The organism is Pseudomonas sp. FW305-70, assembly GCF_058783925.1.
In genome coordinates, this window is record NZ_JBYSYZ010000010.1 from 66,062 (window position 1) to 89,643 (window position 23,582).

The 23,582-nt window shown below is 57.1% G+C and carries 19 protein-coding genes; 13 read left to right on the forward strand and 6 right to left on the reverse strand.

Annotated elements, in window-relative coordinates:
- Nucleotides 1-301 precede the first annotated feature (301 nt).
- From AC3WN7_RS10275 to AC3WN7_RS10305, 7 genes are all read left to right on the forward strand, one after another.
- Nucleotides 302-2,542, forward strand: a complete 2,241-nt coding sequence (locus AC3WN7_RS10275; RefSeq protein ID WP_095966134.1) for a putative bifunctional diguanylate cyclase/phosphodiesterase — start codon at nt 302-304, stop codon at nt 2,540-2,542.
- A 132-nt stretch (nt 2,543-2,674) separates the two neighbouring features.
- Nucleotides 2,675-5,674, forward strand: a complete 3,000-nt coding sequence (locus tag AC3WN7_RS10280) for a xanthine dehydrogenase family protein molybdopterin-binding subunit (RefSeq protein ID WP_095966133.1) — start codon at nt 2,675-2,677, stop codon at nt 5,672-5,674.
- Nucleotides 5,671-6,477 (forward strand): FAD binding domain-containing protein, encoded by an 807-nt coding sequence (locus AC3WN7_RS10285; RefSeq protein ID WP_015095129.1) that lies wholly within the window; start codon nt 5,671-5,673, stop codon nt 6,475-6,477. Before AC3WN7_RS10280 ends, AC3WN7_RS10285 begins: the two co-directional genes overlap by 4 nt.
- Nucleotides 6,478-6,479: 2 nt before the next feature.
- A complete protein-coding gene (locus tag AC3WN7_RS10290; protein WP_015095128.1) occupies nt 6,480-6,980 on the forward strand; it encodes a (2Fe-2S)-binding protein in 501 nt (166 codons plus the stop codon).
- Between the two features lie 5 nt (nt 6,981-6,985).
- A complete protein-coding gene (locus tag AC3WN7_RS10295) occupies nt 6,986-8,524 on the forward strand; it encodes an AMP-binding protein (protein WP_015095127.1) in 1,539 nt (512 codons plus the stop codon).
- A gap of 19 nt (nt 8,525-8,543) precedes the next feature.
- Complete coding sequence (locus AC3WN7_RS10300; protein ID WP_015095126.1) at nt 8,544-9,347, forward strand: enoyl-CoA hydratase/isomerase family protein; 804 nt, start codon at nt 8,544-8,546, stop codon at nt 9,345-9,347.
- A 101-nt stretch (nt 9,348-9,448) separates the two neighbouring features.
- The gene (locus AC3WN7_RS10305) at nt 9,449-10,801 is read left to right on the forward strand and encodes an MFS transporter (RefSeq protein WP_102674091.1); all 1,353 of its coding nucleotides are present in this window, start codon (nt 9,449-9,451) and stop codon (nt 10,799-10,801) included.
- On the opposite strand, the gene AC3WN7_RS10310 is transcribed toward AC3WN7_RS10305, so the two are convergent.
- Nucleotides 10,794-11,579 carry an alpha/beta fold hydrolase gene (locus AC3WN7_RS10310; protein WP_015095124.1) on the reverse strand — a complete coding sequence of 262 codons (786 nt, stop codon included), beginning with the start codon at nt 11,577-11,579 and terminating at the stop codon, nt 10,794-10,796. The genes AC3WN7_RS10305 and AC3WN7_RS10310 overlap by 8 nt on opposite strands.
- A 90-nt stretch (nt 11,580-11,669) precedes the next feature.
- On the opposite strand from AC3WN7_RS10310, the gene AC3WN7_RS10315 reads away from it, so the two are divergent.
- Both AC3WN7_RS10315 and AC3WN7_RS10320 read left to right on the forward strand, forming a co-directional pair.
- Nucleotides 11,670-12,641, forward strand: a complete 972-nt coding sequence (locus tag AC3WN7_RS10315; protein ID WP_015095123.1) for an XdhC family protein — start codon at nt 11,670-11,672, stop codon at nt 12,639-12,641.
- Between the two features lie 188 nt (nt 12,642-12,829).
- Nucleotides 12,830-13,684 carry a helix-turn-helix transcriptional regulator gene (locus tag AC3WN7_RS10320; protein ID WP_015095122.1) on the forward strand — a complete coding sequence of 285 codons (855 nt, stop codon included), beginning with the start codon at nt 12,830-12,832 and terminating at the stop codon, nt 13,682-13,684.
- A 104-nt stretch (nt 13,685-13,788) separates the two neighbouring features.
- Here the strand turns inward: AC3WN7_RS10320 and AC3WN7_RS10325 are convergent, their stop codons facing one another.
- The 3 genes from AC3WN7_RS10325 to AC3WN7_RS10335 form a co-directional block, all read right to left on the reverse strand.
- Entirely contained in the window at nt 13,789-14,079 is a 291-nt protein-coding gene (locus tag AC3WN7_RS10325; protein ID WP_015095121.1) for a DUF6388 family protein, read from the reverse strand.
- 70 nt (nt 14,080-14,149) lie between these two features.
- Entirely contained in the window at nt 14,150-14,893 is a 744-nt protein-coding gene (locus AC3WN7_RS10330) for an SPOR domain-containing protein (protein WP_102674090.1), read from the reverse strand.
- 553 nt (nt 14,894-15,446) lie between these two features.
- Complete coding sequence (locus AC3WN7_RS10335; protein ID WP_095966129.1) at nt 15,447-16,337, reverse strand: LysR family transcriptional regulator; 891 nt, start codon at nt 16,335-16,337, stop codon at nt 15,447-15,449.
- Nucleotides 16,338-16,446: 109 nt separating this feature from the next.
- Here AC3WN7_RS10335 and AC3WN7_RS10340 point away from each other — a divergent pair, with 109 nt between their 5' ends.
- Both AC3WN7_RS10340 and AC3WN7_RS10345 read left to right on the forward strand, forming a co-directional pair.
- The gene (locus tag AC3WN7_RS10340; protein WP_015095118.1) at nt 16,447-17,454 is read left to right on the forward strand and encodes a zinc-binding alcohol dehydrogenase family protein; all 1,008 of its coding nucleotides are present in this window, start codon (nt 16,447-16,449) and stop codon (nt 17,452-17,454) included.
- Between the two features lie 83 nt (nt 17,455-17,537).
- A complete protein-coding gene (locus AC3WN7_RS10345; RefSeq protein ID WP_015095117.1) occupies nt 17,538-17,849 on the forward strand; it encodes a putative quinol monooxygenase in 312 nt (103 codons plus the stop codon).
- 51 nt (nt 17,850-17,900) lie between these two features.
- Here the strand turns inward: AC3WN7_RS10345 and AC3WN7_RS10350 are convergent, their stop codons facing one another.
- Nucleotides 17,901-18,884: an LLM class oxidoreductase gene (locus tag AC3WN7_RS10350; RefSeq protein ID WP_015095116.1), complete on the reverse strand. Its 984-nt coding sequence runs from the start codon at nt 18,882-18,884 to the stop codon at nt 17,901-17,903.
- 753 nt (nt 18,885-19,637) lie between these two features.
- Here AC3WN7_RS10350 and AC3WN7_RS10355 point away from each other — a divergent pair.
- The gene (locus AC3WN7_RS10355) at nt 19,638-20,945 is read left to right on the forward strand and encodes an OprD family porin (protein WP_095966128.1); all 1,308 of its coding nucleotides are present in this window, start codon (nt 19,638-19,640) and stop codon (nt 20,943-20,945) included.
- Between the two features lie 319 nt (nt 20,946-21,264).
- Entirely contained in the window at nt 21,265-22,080 is an 816-nt protein-coding gene (locus tag AC3WN7_RS10360; RefSeq protein WP_095966127.1) for a CmcJ/NvfI family oxidoreductase, read from the forward strand.
- 229 nt (nt 22,081-22,309) lie between these two features.
- Here the strand turns inward: AC3WN7_RS10360 and AC3WN7_RS10365 are convergent, their stop codons facing one another.
- The gene (locus AC3WN7_RS10365) at nt 22,310-23,410 is read right to left on the reverse strand and encodes a low temperature requirement protein A (protein ID WP_095966126.1); all 1,101 of its coding nucleotides are present in this window, start codon (nt 23,408-23,410) and stop codon (nt 22,310-22,312) included.
- Nucleotides 23,411-23,582: the final 172 nt, after the last annotated feature.

Sequence of the window (23,582 nt, forward strand, 5' to 3'; positions counted from 1 at the left end):
TTAAGTGATTCAGTATTGAAGAATCTGACCGAGGACGGCAGTAGGGGGACTGTGGCGACGTACGCTGGAAAAGACATAATCGATTTGACCAGAGGGTGCTCCTAGGTCGAGCGAGTCGAGAAATCGAAGTCAGCTAAACGGCGGCAATCTGATACGGTTTTTTATGTTGGATCTGAACCTTTTTTTTGTTGGTCGGTGCTCTATAGAGTGCGCGTCCGACGCACTAGTGGACAGTGATCGGCCGCCCACTATTTCGGGCTCTCTGATGACCGGATGACCTCGAGAGTCTTCAGGAACCACCATGAATACTCGTCCTGGCTTCCACAGCAAGGCATTGCCCGAGTCGCAACGTGACATCCTCGGCATGATCGCGACCGACCATCATCTGGGCGAAATACTCTGCGCCATCTGCGAGATGCTCGACGCACAGTCCCCCGAAACCTTCTGCTCGATTCTGCTTACCGATGCCGAGGGTAAACGCTTGCTGAGCGGCGCGGCGCCCGGCCTGCCGATCGAATACAGCAAGGCGGTTCATGGTATGACCATTGGACCAGAGGAAGGAACCTGTGGCACCGCAGCGTTCCGGCGCGAACTGGTGGTCACCGAAGACATCGCCCGGGACCCCAACTGGGAGCGTTTTCGCGACCTGGCGCTGGGGCATAACCTGCGTTCCTGCTGGTCGGTGCCTTTGCTCTCCCATCAAGGAAACGTGTTGGGTACATTTGCCCTATACCAGAACCGCGTCCATGCACCGGACGAGGCGCAGATTCAACGACTGGCCTGCGCAGCCCAACTGGCAGTCATCGCGATCCGCCATGAGCGTGACGGCCAACGACTGGAGGAAAGCGAGCAACGTTTTCGGTCGTTGTTCACCTACAACCCCAACCCGGTGTTCGCCCTTGATCTGGCTGGCAACATCCAGAGTGTGAACCCAGCAGGCCTGAAGCTGAAACCGCACACCGCAACCGATTTCATTGGTCATCACTTTTCCCATCTGGTGCTTGAAGAAGACCTGCAACGGGTCAGTCAGCATTTTTCCGCAGCCCGCGCCGGAGAGCCTCAGCGCTTCGAGGCGCGGGTTCGCGACGAGAGTGAAAAGCTGTTGACCATGGACATCTCTAACCTGCCGATCATGGTCAACGGAGAGATCGTCGGGGTATTTGGCATTGCCCGGGACATCAGCGAGCAAAAGCATTTCGAGCGCCAATTGAGCTTCAACGCCAGCCATGACCGTCTGACCGGTTTGCTCAACCGTGTCACGCTTGAAGACCGACTTGTTCTGGATTGTCACATCAGTCGTCGGCGTAAGCGTCGTCTGGCGGTGATGTGCATAGATCTGGATGGATTCAAATCCATCAACGATTCGACCGGGCACTACTTCGGCGATCAGGTGCTGATCGAGGTGGCGCAGCGTATGACCCAGCAGGTTCGTCCCGGGGATACCATCGTGCGCATGGGCGGTGACGAATTTATCGTGCTGTTGCCTGACCTGCTTCGTGATGAGGACGTTGTACCGGTGGCCGAGCGCTTGATGGCCAGCATTGCCAGACCCTACTGTGTCCAGGGCATTGACTTGCACGTGAGTGCCAGTATCGGCATCACCCTGAGCGATGGTCACATCGAGCAGCCGATGCAGCTGATCCAGCAGGCTGACATGGCCATGTACAAAGCCAAGCAGCAAGGGCGCAACAACTTTCAGTGGTACACCAGCGATCTTAATCAGCGCGTTTGTGAGCACGCGAGCCTGCGCAATGACCTGCAAAAGGCTATCGAAACTCAATCGTTACAGCTGCATTATCAACCGCAGATAGACGCGCGCACGGGGCGGGTGGTCGGGATCGAAGCGTTGCTGCGCTGGGAGCATCCGGAAAAAGGATTCATCTCTCCGGCGGTGTTTGTGCCAGTGGCAGAGGACAGTGGTCAGATCATCCCGCTAAGCCTTTGGGTTCTTGATACGGCTTGCGCGCAGTTGCGCCAGCTAGGCGAGCAGGGCATCACCGGCATCTCAATGGCCGTGAATATTTCGCCGATGCATTTTCAGCGTGGCCATTTCGTCCAGTGTATTCAGGCTACCCTGGACAAACATGGTCTGCTGGGTGAGCAGCTGGAGCTGGAGATCACCGAGTCGCTTCTGCTGCATAACGCTGAACAGGCGATCGACACGTTGCACCGGCTCAAGGCGTTGGGGGTGCGCATTGCTCTCGATGATTTCGGCACCGGTTTTTCCAGCCTCAGCTATCTCAAGCGTTTGCCCATCGACAAGATCAAGATTGACCGCTCGTTCATCCAGGAAATCGCCACCGACCATCACGATGCAGCGATCACCCAAGGCATCATTTCCATGGCCCATCACCTCAGCCTGACGGTGGTCGCCGAAGGTGTGGAAACGGCTGCCCAGGTGGATTTTCTGGAGGTCAGTCGCTGCGATATTTTTCAGGGGTATTACTTTGCCAAACCGATGCCCTTTGCAGAAATCGAAGCGTTCCTGAGCCATCCCGTTTCCCTCTCCCTGACCGGCAATTGTGTCGGGTCCCAGACCTGAAATTCAGACGCTAAGGCAAATTTTCAGACCCCAGCGCAGAACTCCCTCTCCCCAGGCAAGGCGCTCCCTGCGCCTTTCTCACACACTCGGCTCTAACGCTATCGCGCTGCAAAACAACAAGAGCCGCGAAAAATGACTAGTTTCCAACCTGCTACCGAAAGCCAGACCGGCCACATCGGCGCCCGTCAGACCCGTGTCGAGGACGCCGCATTGTTGCGCGGCCTTGGCTGCTATGCCGATGACGCTGCGATCCCGCCGGGTACGCTACACGCGGCGATCATCCGTTCACCCCACGCTCATGCGCGGATCACCTCGGTGGACTTTTCCAAAGCGCTGCTGATGAAAGGCGTGCACGGCGTACTGGTCGGCGAAGACGTCAAACGCTGGGCGCTACCGTTCCCGGTGGGTGTGCGTCAGCCGATGGAGCACTGGTGCGTTGCCGTCGACAAGGTGCGTTACGTCGGAGAGCCGGTGGCCGTGGTGATCGCTGAGAGCCGCTATCTGGCCGAAGACGCCATCGAAGGTGTGCGCGTTGAATACGAGCCGCTGCCACCGATCATCGATCCTGAACTGGCCACCGCCGAACAGGCGCCGATCCTGCACGAAGCAGTCGGCAGCAACGTGGTCAACGAACGGCACTTTCGTTATGGCAAACCGGAGCAGGCGTTCGAGCAGGCGCCGCACAAGGTCTCGCTCAAAGTGAAGTTTCCGCGCAGTTCCTGCACACCCATCGAATGCTATGTGGTGCTGGCTCAGTACGAGCGCGCCACTGGCATTTATGACGTGCTTGCCAATTTCCAGGGCCCCTATGCGTTACACACGGTCATGGCCCGTGCACTGAATGTGCCCGGCAACCGATTGCGTTTGCGCACACCGAAAGATTCCGGCGGCAGCTTTGGCATCAAGCAAGGCGTGTTCCCTTACGTGGTGATGATGGGCCTGGCGTCACGCAAGGTCGGTGCACCGGTGAAGTGGGTCGAGGACCGTCTGGAACATCTTCAGGGGGCTTCTTCGGCGACCAATCGGGTGACCGAAATTGAAGCGGCGGTAGAAGCCGATGGCCGCATCACCGCGTTGCGTTATGACCAGATCGATGATTGTGGTGCCTACCTGAGAGCGCCCGAGCCGGCAACTTTCTACCGCATGCACGGGAATCTGACGGGTGCCTACGCAATCCGCAATGTACAAGTGCGCAACCGGGTGGTGCTGACCAACAAGACCCCCTCCGGCCTGAACCGTGGTTTCGGTGGCCCGCAAGTGTATTTCGCCCTGGAGCGGCTGCTGCAACACATCGCCGTGCAGTTGAAGCTTGATCCGTTGGACGTGATCCGCCGCAACCTGGTGCCCGCCGATGCCTTTCCTTACCAAGCGGCCGCGGGTGCGTTGCTCGATTCCGGCAATTACCAGGCAGGCATTGCCTTGGCGGTGGCTGATGGCGGTCTCGACGAGTTGCTCAAACGTCGTGATCGGGCGCGTGCCGAAGGCCGAATCTATGGCATTGGGTATGCCGCCGTCATCGAACCCTCGATTTCCAACATGGGTTACATCACCACCGCGATGACACCCGAAGAGCGGCGTAAGGCCGGTCCAAAAAACGGCGCTGTCGCAACGGCAACCATTAACGTCGGCCCGTTGGGGGACGTCAGTGTGCACGTGTCCTCGGCCCCGCAAGGGCAGGGCCACCAAACCACCGTGGCCCAGGTCGTCGCCGAAGTGCTTGGGGTTGCGCTGGAATCCATCGTGGTCAACGTCGAGCTCGATACCCAGAAGGACGCCTGGTCGATTGCCTCGGGCAACTATTCGAGCCGCTTCGCCGGTGCTGTAGCCGGTGCCGTCTATAAGGCCGCGCTGAAGATCCGCGATCGCCTCGCCGCGATTGCCGCCGAGCAGCTGCAGGCCAGTCCCGAAGATATTCGCTTCGCGGGCGGCAAAATTTTTGTCGTCAATGGTGGGGCGGTGGCGCCATTCCATCGGATTGCTGGTGCGACCCACTGGTCGCCGGGCCTGCTGCCGGAAGGTGAAAGCGGCGGTCTGCGCGAAACCGCCTTCTGGAGCCCGCCGCAACTGGTGGCCCCGGACGACCAGGATCAGGTCAATAGCTCGCTGTGCTACGGCTTTGTCTTCGACATCTGTGGTCTGGAAATCGACCGCATGACCGGCGAGATCCACATTGATCGCTACGTCACCTGTCATGACGCCGGCCGCCTGCTCAACCCGGCGCTGGTCGATGGCCAGATTCGTGGTGGCTTCACCCAAGGCCTCGGCGCGGCGCTGATGGAAGAGTTCGCCTACGGCGAGGACGGCAGCTTCCTGAGCGGGACCTTCGCCGATTATCTGGTGCCGACCGCACCGGAAGTGATCGAACCGATGATCCTGCACATGGAAACGCCATCGCCATTCACCCCGCTGGGCGCCAAGGGCGTGGGCGAGGGCAACAATATGAGCACGCCGGTGTGTATCGCCAACGCGGTGGCCGACGCCCTCGGTCGCTCGGACATTCGTCTGCCACTGACTCCCTCCAAAGTACGCACGCTCATCGGGATCGACGAACCACCACGGCCCGCCGGTATGGAGCCTGATGAAAACCTGGACACAGCACCTGCCGGTGGACCGGCACTGCGGGCCAACGACTCGGTGGTGATTCCTGCTTCGCCGCAACAGGTCTTCGATACCTTGCTCGACCCGCAGACGCTGGCGGCGATCATTCCCGGTTGTCACGACCTGGTGCTAGAAGGCGAAAACCGTTACCGCGCGGATGTCACCGTCGGCGTCGGCATGATCCGTGCGCGCTTCGAGGCCAAGGTTGCCCTGAGTGATCTGGACCCTCCGCATTCATTGCGACTGTCCGGTTCCGGAAGCAGCTTGATGGGTTCGGCCCAGGGCCAGGCCAAGGTGCGTTTCGTCGAACTGGAAAATGGGCACACACGCCTGGAATACCAGTACCAGGTGGCGGTCAGCGGCAAAGTCGCCGCGGTCGGCGGCCGAATGTTGCAAGGGGCCTCGAAAGTGATCATCGGACAAATCTTTACTCGCCTGTCGCAACGGGTCAGCGGCCAAGCCATTTCCACCAGCTGGTGGGCACGATTGCAGGCCTCGCTTGGCGCGCTGTTTGGCAAGGGAGGTGCGCAATGAAACCGGCTGCTTTCGATTACGTTCGGGCTGACACCCGTCGTCAGGTGATGGAGTTGCTCGCCGAGTACGGCCAGGAAGCTCGCATCATTGCCGGTGGCCAATCGCTGATGGCGGTGTTGAACATGCGGCTGGCTCAACCCAAGTTGCTGATCGATATCAATCATGTGGCTGAGCTGGCCTACATCGAACTGCGCAAGGATTGCCTGGCGGTAGGTGCCGGGGTACGACAGGCGCAGCTGTTGGCGCGTTCGACCCTGATGGACGAGGTGCCTTTACTGGCACTGGCGATGCCCTGGATCGGTCACTTCCAGACGCGTAATCGCGGCACCGTCTGCGGTTCGGTGGCTCACGCCGACCCCAGCGCCGAGCTGCCGCTGTGCCTGGTGACGCTGGGCGGCGAGATCGTTCTCGAGTCGAAAAAAGGCAAACGCATCGTCAAGGCTGCCGACTTCTTCCAAGGCATTCTCACCACCGATAAGCGTGCAGATGAACTGGTCGTCGAGGTGCGTTTTCCGCTCAAGCGCGAAGGCATCACTTATCGCTTCCGCGAAATCGCCATGCGCCACGGCGACTTTGCAATTGTCTCCCTGGCCGCGGCCATCGGCGCGGAGCAGGTCGAACTCGGCATCGGCGGGGTCGCTGACCGTCCGCAACGTCGCAGTCTGCCTCGTGGTGCGGGGCTGCCGGACGCGCTCAATCAAACCGCCTGGTCGCTCGACGCTCAAGACGACGTGCAGGCCAGCGCTGCCTATCGCCGCCAACTGATTCGCGAGCTGGGTCATCAGCTGATCGAAGGAGTCTGAACATGCGTGTAACTGCCGACCAAACCTTTCCGATTCGCCTGGAACTCAATGGCCGCTCCCGCGAAGCACTGGCTGAACCGCGGACCCAACTCTGCGACTTCCTGCGCCACGACCTCGGTGCCACCGGTGTCCATGTCGGATGCGAACACGGCGTCTGCGGCGCCTGCACGGTGTTGGTGGACGGAGTCGCCATGCGTTCCTGCCTGATGCTCGCGGTACAGGGGCACGAGCGCCGTATCGAGACCGTCGAGTCCCTGGCCGACGACGACACGCTGAGCGATCTGCAACAAGCCTTTCGCCGACATCACGCCTTGCAGTGTGGCTTTTGCACTGCGGGCATTCTCATGTCCTGCGTGGATTTCCTCGAACGGGTACCCAGCCCGGACGAGATCCAGGTACGCGACATGCTTTCGGGGCATCTATGTCGCTGCACCGGCTACACAGGCATCGTCCAGGCCGTGCTCGAAGTCGCTGCCCAGCGCCAAACGAACAAAGGGGTATAACAAAAATGTTCGATCTCGGACGCAGTTTCCTCGCTGCCGTTGAACGCCGGCCGCACGCCGTGGCGGTCAGTGACGGTGCACTGAAGAAAACCTATGAGGACTGGTTCGTCGATATCCAGAGCGCCGCTTGGGGCTTGCAATGCCTTGGGCTGCGACGCGGTGATCGACTGCTGGTAGCAATGCAAAACCGCTGGCAGATGGCAACCCTGCATTGGGCCTGCCAGTTTACGGGCATCGTCATGACCCCGTTGAACTGGCGTTCGACCGCCGATGAACTGGGCTACTGCATCGAAGATGCGCAAATCCGTGCAGTGGCTTACGACGACGCTACCGTGACCGCCGTGGCCGGTTGCAGCGCCGCCACAAGGCTGCCACGGATCACCGCCGGTCTGCGTGCCGCCAACACCGACCTGAGTTTCGAGGAACTGTGTTCGCAGACCCCCTCAGGCATCATTTTGCAGGCCGACGCCGAGGATTTTTCACTGCTGCTGTACACCTCCGGAACCACCAGCAAGCCCAAGGGCGTGCCCCGGCGGCACCGTTGCGAACGCGCCGCGGCGGTTGCCCACGTAGCGCAAAACCTCTACCGCCAGAGCGAGTGCACGCTGGGTGTCATGCCGCTTTACCACACCATGGGCGTGCGTTCGTTGCTGTCCATGGCGCTGATCGACGGACATTTCGTCTGTGTGCCGAAGTTCGACGTGGAAGCCACGCTGCAGGCCATCGAACGGGAAAAGGTCAGCAACCTGTACCTGGTGCCGACGCTCTACCACATGCTCATTGAGCACCCGGCCTTTGCCCGTGAACGAGTCGCCAGTGTGGAGAAAATCGGCTTTGCCGGTGCGCCGATGAGCGACGGTTTGATGCGTCGCGTCGAGCAGGCGTTCCAGCCGCAATTGTTCGTCAATCATTACGGCAGCTCGGAAATCTACACCTTCACCATCGACCAGCAAGCCAACCGCAAACCCGGTTCGTCAGGGCGCAGTGCTATGAACCAGCGCGTGCGCGTGGTGCCGATCGATGCTCAAACGCCGGACGTGCAGGTCAACCCATTGGAGGAGGGCCAGATCATCGCCGACCTGGCAAGTGACGAGGCGTTCGAGGGCTATCTGAACCGCCCCGAAGCGACCGCCAAGGCGTTGCGTGATGGATGGTATTTCACCGGCGACATCGGCTACTTCGATCTGGAGGGCGATCTGTTCGTCACGGGTCGTGTCGATGACTTGATCATCACCGGCGGCGAAAACGTCAGCCCGGCAGAAATCGAAAACATGCTTTCTCTGCACCCGGCAGTGGAAGAAGTGGTGGTGGTCGGTCTGCCCGACGAGCAGTGGGGCAAGATCATTGCCGCGTTTATCAAGCTGCGCGCCGAAGTCTCGGAAGGCGACCTCGATGCCCATTGCATCGCTTCGGGCCTGGCCAAATTCAAGCGGCCACGGCGTTACCAGTTCATCGAGCAGATTCCCAAATCTCCAGTGGGCAAGGTGCTGCGGCGCGTGCTGCTGGCGCAATTCCAGGAACAGGCCTTGAAGGCCATCAGCTAATCATCCAGAGGACACTCCCATGCAACAACAAGCGATCCAGCAATTTCTCGACACTCAGTTCGATGGCTTCCAGGTTGAAGTCGATGTGTCCCGCGAGCGCGCTGACATCATCCTGAACCGGGCGCCGTTGAACGTCATTTCCATGGGGCAGCGCGATCAACTGCGCCTGGTCTTCGAAGCCCTTGATGCACACAAAGATGTGCGCGTCATCGTGCTGCGGTCGGTGGGTGAACACTTCTCCAGCGGCGGCGACATAAAAGGCTTCCTCGAAGCGTCGCCGGAGCACGTTTCGAAGCTGGCCTGGAACGTCGCGGCACCGGCACGTTGCGAAAAACCGGTGATCGTTGCCAACCGTGGTTATACCTTTGGCGTCGGTTTCGAGCTGTCCCTGGCCTGCGATTTCCGCATTGCTTCGCAAACCACTCGCTACGCCTTGCCCGAGCAGAACCTAGGGCAGATCCCGGGCTCGGGTGGCTCCGCACGCCTGCAGAAAATCATCGGCATCACCCGCACCAAGCACATGGTGATGCGTGCCAAACGCATCACCGGCGACCAGGCCTATGCCTGGGGTATCGCTACCGAGGTCGTGCCGGATACCGAACTGGAAAGCACTGTCGATGCGTTGGTTGAAGAACTGCGGCGCTTCTCGCCGCTGGCTCAGCGCACGGCAAAAAAACTGATCAACGACAACGAAGATGCGCCGCTGACCGTCGCGATTGAAATGGAAGGTCACTGCTACAGCCGTCTGCGCAGCTCCAAGGACTTCAAGGAAGGCGTTGAAGCGTTTCACAGCAAGCGCGCGGCCGTGTTTATCGGCGAGTAAATCGTACCGGCGAGCAGGCCCGGGAGTATGTTGGTAACGGCGTACACCTTACGGAGCAGGGCCTGCCGCCCCTTTTGATTCACCGCTTGTGTGAGGCAACCATGACTACGACAACAACAATAACTGCATCACCCAACAGCGCCGCTATCGATACACCGCAGATTCCACCGGGCAAGGCTTTGCTCGCGGCATTTGCCTCGACATTCGGCTGGGCGTTGGATTTGTTTGACCTGTTCATTCTGCTCTATGTGGCGCCGATCATCGGCCGCATGTTCTTCCCCTCGGACACCCCGACCCTGTCGCTGGCCGCGGTCTATGCCTCGTTCGCCGTGGCCTTGCTCGTGCGTCCACTGGGCTCGGCGATCTTCGGCGCGTATGCCGATAAACACGGCCGCAAGCGTGCGTTGATGGTGTCGATGGTCGGCGTCGGTATTTCCACGGCACTGTTTGGCGCGTTGCCAACCATTCATCAGGTCGGCATATTGGCCCCGATACTGTTCCTGATATTACGGGTGATTCAGGGCATCTTCGTTGGCGGCATCGTTGCCTCCACTCACACCATCGGCACCGAATCCATCTCGCCGCGCTATCGCGGCTTGATGTCCGGGTTGATCGGTGGCGCTGGCGCCGGCATGGGCGCGCTGTTGGCGTCAGCTACTTATCTGGTGTTGTCGCAGATCTTTCCCGGGGAGGAATTTGACGTCTGGGGCTGGCGCTTCATGTTCTTCTGCGGCCTGCTCAGCACGGTTTTCGGTCTGGTGATGTTCCGTTACCTGGAAGAAACCCCAGTCTGGCAGCAACTGCAGCAAGCCCGCAAAACCAAAGGGCCGGCGGTAGTTGTCGTGTCGCCGCTCAAACGTCTGTTCGGTCGCGAGTACCGCGCCGTGATGCTGGTCAACTTGCTGATTACATTTGGCGGCGGTGCCACGTATTACCTGGCCTGCGGTTATCTGCCGACATTGCTCAACGTGGTCGCCAAAGTGCCTCATACGCAGACTTCGCAAATGCTCATGTACGGGTCGGTGGCAACCATTGTCGGAGCACTGGCCTTCGGTTACCTGAGCGACCTGATCGGTCGAAAGAAGACCTTCATGCTGCTGGGTGTGATCAACCTGGTGAGCCTGCCGATGATGTTTCTGGGTGTCGCCGAATCGGGTTCGCTGACCCGTACTGCGCTGTATTGCGTGGGCATAGGCTTCATGGGCGGGGCGATCATCTCGCCGATTCTGATCTTCCTCAACGAACGCTTTGCCACCGAGCTGCGAGCCAGCGGCACCGGATTGTCCTGGAACATCGGTTTCGCCCTCGGCGGAACCATGCCGACCTTTGTCTCCCTGGTCAGCAGCAGCCCGGCGCAGATTCCCATGGTGCTGGCGATGTTCGCCGTCGGTCTGTCGGTGATCTACTTGATCGGCAGCGTGGTGATTCCAGAAACCCAAGGCAACTTCAAATAACGGTGGGGAGGTGCTCCAGGAATTCGCCGATCAGCTGCAAAGTCCGCTCTGGCGCTTCGGTTTGAGGAGAGTGCCGACAGTCATCCAGCAACACACAGCGGCACGGTCCAGCGACCTGTCGCTGGATGACCACCAGTTGCTCGGGCGTGGCGTAGTGGTCGTCGCGACCCTGAATGACCAGCAGCGGCTTTTCGATACAAGCCAACTGCGCTTCGAGATCGTCCAGGGAAAAGTCCGGATGCAACCAGCTGTCGCTCCAGCCGTAGAAAGCGCCGTCGACATTGGTGCCATGGTGGCGTGCCAGGCGGTCGCGCAACTCGCCCTGATGCCAGGCCTCGGTGGTGTGGCGAATGCCATCGAGGCTCTCGGCCTCGACAATTACGTGAGGCGCCAGTGCGATGCTGCCCAACACGCGTGGATCGTTGGTGGCGGCATAGGCAAGGACGATGGATGCGCCGTCACTGTGACCGAGCAAGACCACTTGCGACAGTTGCAAGGCATCGAGCAATTGCCGCAGTTCCCGAGGGCCGTCGCTGCTCAGGTAGTTCAGCGGACGCGGCAGGTTTACCGGGCTCGATTGCCCATAACCCTGACGGCTGTAAGTGATCACACCGTAACCGCTGGCCTGGGCCAGTTGCAGAGGGAAATCTTTCCATTGTTCGGCGCTGCCGAGGCCTTCGTGCAACAGCACCAGCGTCGGTCGCGAAGGATCAGCCGCAGGCAGTTGGCGATATTCCAGGCGTAGCGGCCCAAGTTGCAGAAATTGTTGTGGAGACATGTTGAATCAACGATTGAACAAGGTTGCTCGCAGGTTACCGTAAACGTAACCCGGCATGCAGTACCACGCTTTGCTTGAGGTACAGACAATATGCGTCATCTCGATGTTCAGGTGATCGACCAGGCACTGCAATGGGCTCGCGACGGGCAGGCCCAGTGGCTGTGCACGGTGCTCTCCACCTATGGCTCGGCGCCGCGTGCGCCGGGGGCGATGCTGGTGACCAATGGCGCGGGCGAACACGTCGGCTCGCTGTCGGGGGGCTGCGTCGAAGAGGAGTTTCTCGAGAGCCTGACGCGCGGTGAATTACGCGAACCGTCGCAGATCGTCAGTTATGGCGACAGTGTCGAGCAACGCCACCGTTTACGATTGCCCTGTGGCGGTGTGCTGATCGTGCTGGTCGAGCACCGCGCTGCCAGTCTCGAATGGATCGCGCACCTGGAGAGCCTGCAAGCGGCGTTACTCGGCCAGCGTCGTCTGCTGCGTCACGTCGAGCTAAGCAGCGGTGCCTTGCGCCTGGACCCGGACACCGGACACGGCAGCGAGCGAGTGCAAGTCGTCGACGAAAGGGTGCGCATCAGCGTTGGCCCTGCCTTGCGATTGATTCTGGCGGGGCTCTCGCCGGTCGCTGAAGCTTGCGCCAGTTTCGCCCGCGCCATCGGCTGCGAAGTCATCGCCTGCGACCCCCGGGAGGAGATGCTGCATGTCCAGCTCGAAGGCGTGGAGATGCAACGTGTGCTGCCTTCGATGTTCATAGCCGCCGGAGGCTGCCACGCGGCGACCGCGGTGGTGGCGCTGACTCACGATCCGCGAATCGATGATCTGGCGCTGATGGAAGCAGTCCACACCCCGGCGTTTTACATTGGCGCCATGGGTTCTCAGGCAACCTCGGCCAAACGCGCCGAGCGGCTCAAACGCATCGGTGGTCTGACGGATGAACAGATCGCCCGTTTGCACATGCCCATCGGCCTCGATCTGGGCAGCAAGGCCCCGGCGGAAATCGCCTTGGCGGTGGTGGCCGATATCCTGCGCGTTTATCACGGGAAAGAGCGCCATGCCTTGTAAGGCGGTTTTCCCGACGAGCGTGGGGCCTGCGAAAGTCGATATAGACGCTCGGTCATTCGCGCGCGATAGTGGCCAGCCAAGTGTTGCTGAACCATAGAGCGATCGCCGGACTTGAGAAATAGATAGACGCCCCGATGATATGCATTGAGGCCGATAACGATATCGCTTCAAGCGAGCGGAGGAATCTGATGTCGATTGCCCAACGGGTTTTCCACGGCAGGTTTGGCCGGGTCGCCTTGCTGAATATGGATCATTCGCTGGTCACCCATACCCATTCCGAATGCCATGTGCTGGTCAAAGTGTCCGGCGAGGACACTTACTTCAACGTTAACGGTCGGCGGGTTCCGCTCAGTGATCGCACGGCGGTGCTGGTCAACGCCTGGGAGCCGCATTTCTACGATCCGCAGCCGGGTGCGGGTGCCACCGTCATCCTGGCGCTCTACATCGAGCCCGCCTGGCTGGCCACTGCCCAGCAGTCGCTGGCGCTCAGCGGTCGGCCGGACTTTTTTTCCCAATCATGCATCGAGCTGTCGAGTCGAAATCGCACCCTGGCCGACATCCTGGTCGCCGAAGCGCATGGTTGTGGGATCGTGCCGAAAGAGCGCTTGGAGTTCATGCTGTTCGACTTCCTGATCGAACTGATCGAGGACTTTTCCAGCTGGCGGCATTTGTCGCTGCTGGGTGCGCCGAACTCAAATGAGTTTCGGGACGCGCGCGTGCGCCGTGGCACCGCCTGGTTGCTTGAGCACCTCGATGATCCGAACCCGATCGACAACGCCGCGCGGGCTTGTGGTCTGTCTCGGGCACACTTCTTTGCGCTGTTCAAGAAAGACACCGGCATGACGCCGACCCTTTTGCTGAACGACGCGCGCATGCGCCGGGCTTTTGCCTGGCTGGAGCGTGAGCGCAGTGGAACGTTGGGCCTGTTGTCGGAGAATCTCGGGTTCTCCGAGCAAGGTCATTTCACACGGTTTTTCCGCCAACACATCGGAGCTTCTCCCAGCCAGTATCGGCGTGTAGTGGATTGTTACGCGGCGGTTTGAACCGAGAGAAGGGCGGGGGTATTTGCCAATACTCCCGCCGATGAAGTTAGTCTTTGATCTTTAGAATTAGTGGTGTGTATAGATTACGAAACTTGTAGGATGCACTAATCGTCCAAAAAATCATAAATCTCTTTCATGCGTTCTTCACGCATCAACTCAAGCTCTTCCATGGTTTCGGCTACCCACTGCAGAATGAAATCCCAGCAATCGCAGTCGTGAGCGTCTGCTTCTGCTTCAAATGCTTCTTTTAGAAATTTAAGGCGATATTCTTCCGGCGACAATCCACAATTATCAGCGAGGCTGTAGTTCAGCTCGCTGAGTTCAAGTTGGATCCATAAGTTGCAATCCAGAAACTTCTTCAGGGCAAGTTCTGCTCTAAGTTCTTTTGCGATCATGAATGCTCTCTTCTGGCATACAATAAGTTGCTGGTTGTCCGAAGTTGGCTCGGTGCTCAATAGGGCTGTGTCAATTTCCTGCCATCATCCATCCTCGAACGCCATGACTTTCACTCAACTCTTTCACGACTCGAGCTGCGTCTTGTTTTTGTTTATACGGGCCGATGACGACAAAGTTGTTTTCTTTACGCGCTACCGGTAATTCCAGTTGCTTAATGGCATTTGTGGCGCGATGGCGGCTGGGTGTGTTCAACGCTATTTCGATCACCCACAAGCCTGATGAAGGCGTGGTTGAAGCTTCTTTTTTAGCGTGGAAAATATAGCTACCACACGTTAAGCACGGGCTTTCCAGCGTGATTAGCGACCCAGGTACGGAGCGAAAGACGTGCCATTGCGGATCAGAGGTTTTTTTGCGGGCGAAGAGCACCAGGAGCAGGCCGGTAGAAGTAATCAGGCCGCTAAGGATAGTTGTCCAATTGCGTGCTTGTGTGGGCAGTGAAGGCAGCGAAAATACTGGCGATTCGTCTGGCTTTTCGATCAAAAACTGTACGGCGTGAGCCTCCGTTGAGTCGGGTATGGGGGATTCGTTTTCCGCAAGGGGCGTGAGCCCGTCGGAATATTTTGTAGTGAGGTTTGTTACAACTTCATTAGCGGTGTCATCGATGAGTTGTTTTAGCTTTGTCACGTTTTTCTGGATGTAGGAGTTGTCGACATTGTTTTCACAAAGTGGTCCTGTGGCTGTGTACGTCCATAATAATGCTGATAGTTGCCCTACAACGCCCGTTACCAGGAAACCCAAGCCAAGCTTTCGCACGGCACCATCTCCAAATCAAATGAATAGTTATTTGTCCCATTTCTTTCTGATAAAGCATGGTCCTATTGTTTATCCTGGGATGGTCTGGATTCTTGAGCGCGTCAGTGTGCCCAAGCGCCAAAATAAGTTGGCTTCTTTTTTGTTGTTTTAAAGAACATCGGGCTTGCACTTTATAGAATGCTGGTTGACGAAAAAGGCTCAGGTGAACGAAAAAAAATAGTATCAGATGGGTTGTATGCTGGCCTATTAAAGCACTTGTATTTAAGGTTAATGTTGTGGCCGAAGTAACTGGCCAAAGATTTAGGTCATACCTATGCGCTTGCTATAAAGGAAAGGACTGTTAGCCGGCCCTTTACGGTACGGACAGGGAGAAGCTATTGAATTTTTTGTCACCCTTTCAAACGATGCCGGTGTCCTGCGCTACATTTCAGGTGTCATTCCTACCTTGGAGCGTTCTTGGTGAACGCTCCGGATATTGTGCTTGGTGAGCGCATTGATCCGCCGAACCACGAAGCGAGGGATGCTCAACAAGCATCAATTGTCGTCATTCGGTTCAACTGCGCTTCAGCGCAGAAAACTGACCACTCAACCACGTATAAAGCTGGGAAACCGCAGGGCTGATCTGCTTGCGATGCGGGCACACCAGACTCAAAGGCGAAGCTTCGCCAGGAAAATCCGGCAGCAGCACAAGCAGGCGCCCATCGGCGATATCGGCACTGACATCCAGCCAGGATTTGTAGGCGATACCTTCACCGTCCAACGACCAGCGTCGCACGACATCGGCGTCATCGCTGAACAGTGGCCCCGAAACCTGCACGGTTTGCCCGCCCAGGTTCCACTTGTCGTAGACCCGGCCATTTTGCAGATAGAGCAGGCAGTGATGCTTGCTCAAGTCATCCGGCGTTTGGGGAGAACCGCAGCGTTGCACATACTCTGGCGAGGCAACCAGCACTCGCTGGTTCCACGGTGCAAGCGGCAGTGCCACGTAGTTGGCGTCTTCATTCGGGCCGTATCGAATCGCCACGTCCACCGGGTCGCGAAAAAGATTGGCCATCTGGTCCGATAGGAAAAAACGCAAAGTCAATTCTGGATGCTGACGGCGGAACAGCGTCAGCCACGGCAGCAGTATGTTGCGCCCCAGATCGGAGGGTGCTGTCACCTGCAGGACGCCCCGTAGCGTGGCGTTCTTACCACGCAAATTTTCCTTGCCTTGCTGCAGGGTCTCAAGCACTGAGTGGGCGGTGGGCAGATATTGCTCGCCTTCGGCAGTCAATCGCAGGCTGCGAGTGGTGCGGGCGAACAGGCGTACGTCCAGCTCGCGTTCCAGACGTTTGATGGCGGCGGCGACCTGACCAGGCAGAAGATCAGCCTCCAGCGCCGCTGCGGTGAAACTGCCCAGCGTGGCGCTGCGGATGAATAAACCAAGATCATCGATGCGGATCATTTTCACTCCTGTAGTGAAAGTGTTGGCGCATTCTGCTTGTTTTTCTTTGTGCATGGGAAGTCGAAGATGGCTGCGAACGAGTGCATCACCCTTCAGACAGCGAGTGTCCATGAAAGCCATCACCTTTACCGAACATGCTTTGCCCATCGACAATCCACACGCATTGATCGACATCAGCCTCCCGGTGCCCACGCCTGGTCCACGGGATCTGGTGGTTGAAGTTCGCGCGGTATCAGTGAATCCCGTCGATACCAAGGTGCGCGCCGGAACTTTCACAAAAGAACCGAAAATCCTCGGCTGGGATGCCACAGGCATTGTCCGCGAGGTCGGCGCTGACGTGACGCTGTTTCAGCCGGGCGATGAAGTGTTCTATGCCGGCTCGATTGCCCGCACCGGCAGTTACAGCGAATTCCATCTGGTCGATGAGCGGATCGTCGGGCACAAGCCTGGGTCATTGAGTGCCGCCGATGCGGCAGCGTTGCCGTTGACCTCGATCACTGCCTGGGAATTGTTGTTTGACCGGCTTGGTGTCGTCGAGGGGTCAGGGGAGGGCAAGTACCTGTTGATCACCGGAGCGGCTGGCGGCGTCGGTTCGATGCTGGTGCAACTGGCCCGACAGTTGACCCGCCTTACCGTCATCGGAACTGCCTCACGCCAGGAAACCGCTGATTGGGTGCGGCAGCTGGGCGCGCATCACGTGATCGATCACAGCCAGCCACTGCTCGCACAGTTGCAAGCGCTCGGCGTGCCGGAAATCGACTATGTCGCCAGCCTGACTCACACCGAACAGCACTTTGCACAACTGATCGACGTGCTCAAACCGCAAGGGCGTCTGGGTGTGATTGACGATCCCGACAGCCTTGACGTGATGCCGCTCAAGCGCAAGTCGCTGTCGTTGCATTGGGAGCTGATGTTCACCCGCTCGCTGTATGAAACCCCGGACATGATCAACCAGCATCACCTGCTCAATCGGGTCAGCGCTCTGATTGACCAAGGAGTTCTGCAAACCACTGTGGGCGAGCACTTCGGTGCGATCAATGCGGCAAACATCCGTCGTGCCCATGCGCTAGTCGAGAGCGGCAAGGCCCGGGGCAAGATCGTTCTCGAAGGTTTCTGATTTCACTTCAGGCGGGTCGCTTGCGGGCCCGCTGAACCGCCTGCGGCATCACTTGCCATTTTTTTAATGTTGGAGCGTTGACGATGAATTCGTCCAGTAACGTGTTGGTATCGATTGCCGTGCTCAAGGCCAAGGCAGGCAAAGAACTGGCATTGAAACAAGAACTGCTGGCGCTGGTAGAGCCGACCCGAGCAGAGCCGGGCAATCTCGATTATGTGTTGTTCAAGCTGCGCGACAAGCAGGACACGTTCTACATGCGCGAGGCTTTCAGGGATCAGACGGCGCTGGATGCGCATTTTTCGATGCCTTACTTTCAGCGCTTTGCCGCCACGGCAGATCACCTGCTCGAAGAGCCGTTGCAACTGATATTCCTTGAGCAGGTATTGGCCTTATGATTCAACCAGTTGAATCGCACCACCTCAGCCGGCGTGGAGGCGGCCGGCGGATCAATTCGCTTCAGGACGTGGCTGTACTCCGAATTGCGGAACGATGTGAGTCCCCAGCTCCTCAATGACTTGCGCAGCAGGGCGCTTTCCGTATTTGAGATTCAGGATAACGTGGTCCACTCCGATTTCCTCAAGCGACTCCAGCAAAAACCGGAGATGGTAGTGTCCAAGTTTGAACCCCAAATGAATGCGAGTGGGCGGCGTGGACGGGTTCTCATCGAGGTCGATGTAAAGCGACTGAGTGAAGGGCTTATAGACGGAACCACATTGCTTCATGACCTCCAGCCGCCAATCTTCCACGATCAGTCGCTGCATGTTCGGTGGGCGTGGATAGTTGATCCATCCGACGCTTTCGCGCGCGATCCAATCCAGTGACTGGCGGCTATTGCCTGTCACGAACATTGGAATGACTTGGGTTGTGGGTTTCGGAATGAGGTCTGCACCCTGCATCTCACCACCGCTCCAGCGAATGGGCTCAAAGCTGGTGCTGTGGGCTTGGCGAATCACCTCGTAGTGCTCTCGAAAGATGTCTCCGCGCCTTTCGGGATCGATGCCAAAAGCCGAAAACTCCACTGGGCGATCGCCGGAAGCCACACCCAGAATCAAGCGACCTGCGCTCAACTGATCGACGCTGGCTGATGCCTTGGCCGTGTGCAGAGGATGGTGTAACGGGATGGCAATGGATGCGGTGCCAAGCGCTATCTCCGACGTATGAGCGGCCATATAGCCCAGGTAAACCCAGGGGTCGAAGACTTGGCCGACATCACCGAAATTAGGGTCCCGAAGAGGCACATCGCGAAACCAGAGCGCGCAGAAGCCCAGCGCCTCTGCTCGTTTGGCCAATGCGACCTGGTTGAGCATGTTCGGCGTGTCCCCATCGAAGGCCTCCAAAGGAAAGAACAATCCCAGGCTCAAATGACCCGGAGTGAAGGTTCGGCTGAACCCTCGATGCTCCTGATAAGGAATCGTGCTCGGCCGATACATACTCATCTTCCTCAATGGGAGAGCGTGAACAGCGCCCCTGTTTCCAGAGGTGCTGCGGCATCGGTCGCTTGGGAACGACAGGTGGGGTAGTGGGTGCAATCTTTGCCCGTTGCGCCGTACATGCTGGTCGGGTCGACCGGAGTGAGGGGCCAGTTGCTGGCGATACGCGCGGGCAGGTCCAGATTAGCATTGAGCGGACGGTCAAAATAAATCAGATCGTACCAACCCGATACATCGTCTGAGCAAATGCATGGGAACCATCCAACAAGCGTAGGCGGCATTGCGGGGAACCGCCATGTTCGTCGTCCGTCTCGGTACCTGTTGCAGATGATTACACCGCAGTCTGGGCCTTGGACGTCGTGATCGCCGCGCCGCGGGTTGCTATAGAGGACAGTCGTCAGGTCAGCCCGCTGAGCCTTTGGGTACTCGACCGACAATTGGGTCCGGCCCCAATCCTGAAATTCAGACGATAAGATAAATTTTCAGTCCGCAACGCAGAACTCCATTTCCCCAGGCAAGGCACTCCCTGCGCCTTTCTCACACAATCCGCTCTATCGCTATCGCGTTGCATAACAGAAACAGGTGCGATGAGCGACTTTGGAACTTGCATTAACAATATTAACTTGATGCAGGAGGGGCGAGGCATCGTCGATTTCTCGTTTTCAGCAGGATATTAAGAATAATAAAAAACGCGCACCTGAAAATCTTGCGTTGCTTCTATTACTTTAAAATAACAAATGGAGCGCTATATAAATGAGTGGAAAAACAATAACTGCAAGTTCGGTGTTTCTTAGTATTACCCTGAGTGCCCAGGTGCATGCGGACTTCCTGAGTGACAGCAAAGCCACCTTGGGAATGAGAAACTTCTACTTCAATAACGACAACCGCGATGGCGTTGCCGCACCTTCCAAAACCGAAGAATGGGCGCAGGGTTTCACGCTGGACTTCAAATCGGGCTATACCGATGGAATGGTTGGCTTTGGTGTCGATGGCCTGGGGTTGCTGGGAGTTACCTTGGACAGTGGCAAAGGACGGCATGTCGGTAGCAGCATGATGCCTTCTGACAGTGACAACCGTGCCGTCGACGAGTGGAGCCGGCTGGGGCTGACCGTAAAAGTCAAAATGTCGAAAACTGAACTTCGCTACGGCACTTTGATTCCGAAACTCCCAATTCTGGTCGCCAACGACGGGCGCGTGCTTCCACAAACCTTCGAGGGCGGTCAAATCACCTCGAGCGAGCTCAAAGGGTTGACCTTGACTGGAGGTCGTATCGAACATGCAACAGGACGTGGTTCGAGCGATCAGACGGGGTTGGCCGTTGCCGGTGGTACGCGGGAAAGCAATCAGTTTGACTTCGCCGGGGGCGATTGGAACGTTACCAAGAATCTGACAGCTCAGTACTACTACGCCAGCCTCGACAACTACTATACGCAGCATTTTATGGGATTAATTCACACCCTTGCCCTCTCGGACAATCAGTCCCTTAAAACCGACCTGCGCTATTTCAAAACTGACTCGTCAGGGGCAAATAGCTCCGGGACGTCAGGCTACAGAATGAGTGGCTACACCAAAAACGGTAGTGGAGAGATCGACAACCGTACCTGGAGTGCCGCGTTGATTTACACACTGGGTGGTCACGCGATTACTGCGGGGTACCAAAGTGTGTCAGATGGCAGCAACTTCACTCAACTCAATCAGGGTAGCCTGACTGACAAGGGCGCCGGTGGAGCAAGCCTGTACTTGTATACAGACCGCCTTATCCAAACTTTCACCCGCGCAGGCGAGCGCACAGCTTTCGGTCAGTATGCTTACGACTTCACCGCTCTGGGTGTCCCTGGCCTGAAAGGCTCTGTCATGTACCTCTCCGGTGATAATATTAAAACTACGTCAGGCAACAACCAAAAGGAATGGGAAAGAGACATTAGTCTGGACTACGTCCTTCAATCCGGAGCGCTCAAAGGCGTAGGGTTCGGCTGGCGTAACGGCAAGTCCAACAGCGAAGCATCTCGTAACGTAGATCAGAATCGTGTTTTTGTGAGTTATAGCATTCCGCTTTTCTAGATAGTGGTGCGGGAAGTTTGATTCAACCAACGTCCGAACCCGTCATGGCAGACAAACGAATGTAAAGGGCGGGCCGGGATATCGGATGCTCATGATCGGCGCAGACCCGGAGTGCGACGCGCCAGTCATGGTCAAGCTGGTCGTCGATGCCGAGGTAACAGTGGTCCTTTTTTACCAGTCGGGAGCCATGCACCTCGGGCTAAATTTGATAGTGTCCATTCGAAGGCATACGATTGAGCGGGAAGGTGCCTACGTACAAGTTACAGCTCCGCCACGGTGACACCACGCCTGAAGCGGTCAGCAGACTGGGAGGTGTTACTTGAAGCACACAACTGATACGCCCGCTAGCGTCATCACGACACTTACCTACCTGGTCAAGCACGATGCGAAGCCCTATGTGCATACCGAGGCTCTGACCGGTAACAGTGAACCGCACTATTTTGCTGAGCAGGAGGAGCGCGAGGTCACGATACGCAACGGTCGTCCGTTGGCAGACAGCCTGTCTCTGGACAAGCAGGGGTTTGAACTCCATCGGCGGGATACGGTGGTCGAGGATCTCTACGACGATACCTCAGTGGAAAGCATCTACTATGACGAGGTCAAGGCCTTGATCAAGGAGTTGACGGGCGCGAGCCGGGTCGTCATCTTCGACCACACCAGGCGCAGCGACGCCGAGCGGCGGGATATTCGCGGTCCAGCCAGCCGTGTGCATAATGACTACACCGACCGCTCGGGGCCTGAGCGTATTCGCGACGTGCTGGGTCAGGATCAAGCCGCCGCACTGGTGTCGGTGGCCCAGATTAACCTCTGGCGCCCGATGAGCGGGCCCGTCAAGCGCTCACCGCTGGCCGTGTTGGACGCCTCGACGCTCAACTCCAATGACCTGCTGGCCACCGACTTGGTCTATCCGGATCGTATCGGTGAGATCTACCACCTGGCCTACAATCCGCAACAGCGCTGGTACTATTTTCCGGACATGCGCCGTGACGAAGTCTTGCTGATCAAGGGGTATGACTCACGTTACGACGGCCGTGCCCGCTTCACGCCCCATACCGCCTTCAAAGACCCCAATACGCCGCCGGGAGCCCCGCCGCGCGAGAGTATCGAAGTTCGCACCCTGGCCTTCTTTGATTAGGTTTTTGCCGCTTGGCGCGGGCCTCCCGCCGCGCGGTGTTCCCCCCCGTGCTTTACCATGCGACCACCCGCTTCTCGTTGGTAGGGATGTATAGCGACTGGGTGAAGGGTTTGAACAGCTAACCACATTCAGCACGATCCGCAGTGCGCCAGTCCTCGACAATCAGCTGCTGAGTCTTTGGTGCGCGCGGATAGCTGATCCACCCGTGATATGGCCCAACTTTAAAGATTCAACGATACCTGAAGTTTAATAAAACATAACAGATCATGGTTGCTGTCAGGCCGACCAATATGTACTCGACGCGGGGTAGGAATATAACCAAACCACCTAGAGAAAACACGATCAAGGTGTTTTGTAGTATGTATTTCCTTATTTTAGGTACCGCTATGAAGTAGCCATATTGCTTGCCTAAGAAAAATAAGGCCATGCCGATGATTGACGTAATCTGGAAATCGCGCATCGCAATGTCATTCAGGATCGCATGCCTGATCAAATTTGCGAGAAGTGCTAGCCCCACAAACAGAAAAAGGTGCGAGTAGATTAAGGAGTGTCCACTCATACTACTTTCATTTTTGCTCAGTAGGTAAAAGCTATCAAAATAGATCCACCAGATACTGCAAATCATGATAAATCCGGTGATTGCCGCCATCACATTATAACGATCCCATTGGATGTCAGATAACCCTACAGAAAGGCTAATTACCGACTCGCCCAATAAGATAAGGGTGAGTAAACCTAGTCGTTCAACCAAGTGTTCTGTATGTGCGGGCAATGGCTTTAGCTTACCCCAAGAAAATAAAGGGAGCAGAATGTCAAGAAAAATCCCAATGTAAGCGACAAGGTAACGCATAGGTGGGTCAAAAAGAATGGATGAAAGACTAATCACTGCGCTAACTAACAGGGCGAAGCCAAGCCTGGAGGAGAATTCGCTACGGTGATCAAATTTATTTATGGACGAAATGTACATAATGCTGATGATGGCACGTATACCAAAATAGCAGGCAATAACAAGCGCAAAGTTTACTTCCAATTCTTCCCCAATCCGTGCAGACAGCACAATGAGCAGCAACATTAAAAATAATGTTGCCAAGCGGTGAAGGCTACTGTCTGTATCAAACCTATTTGAGTAAATCGTGTGGCTGGACCAGATCCACCATAATGGAACAAAAAGCAGTAAAAATGTCCATAATTGCTCCTGTTCAAAGTGGCCGTGATGAAGATGTCCGAGAGTATGCGTAACCTTGCCAATTGCTACAACAAAAATCAGGTCAAAAAACAACTCTAACCATGTGGCGTGTCGATTTTTTTCATAATACTTCAAAGATTTCATTCGCTGCTGGCTCCGTGTGCACCTCTTTAATGTAGAAGGAAACTAACGGATAAGCGAACGGGTGGACGGGTATAGGCGTCAACCTTGGGGGCGGTCGCAAAAACTGAGTGCAACACCTGACCTAGTCCACCACCACGTCTGTTAGTACGGTCAATACAGAATCCAGCGTGCC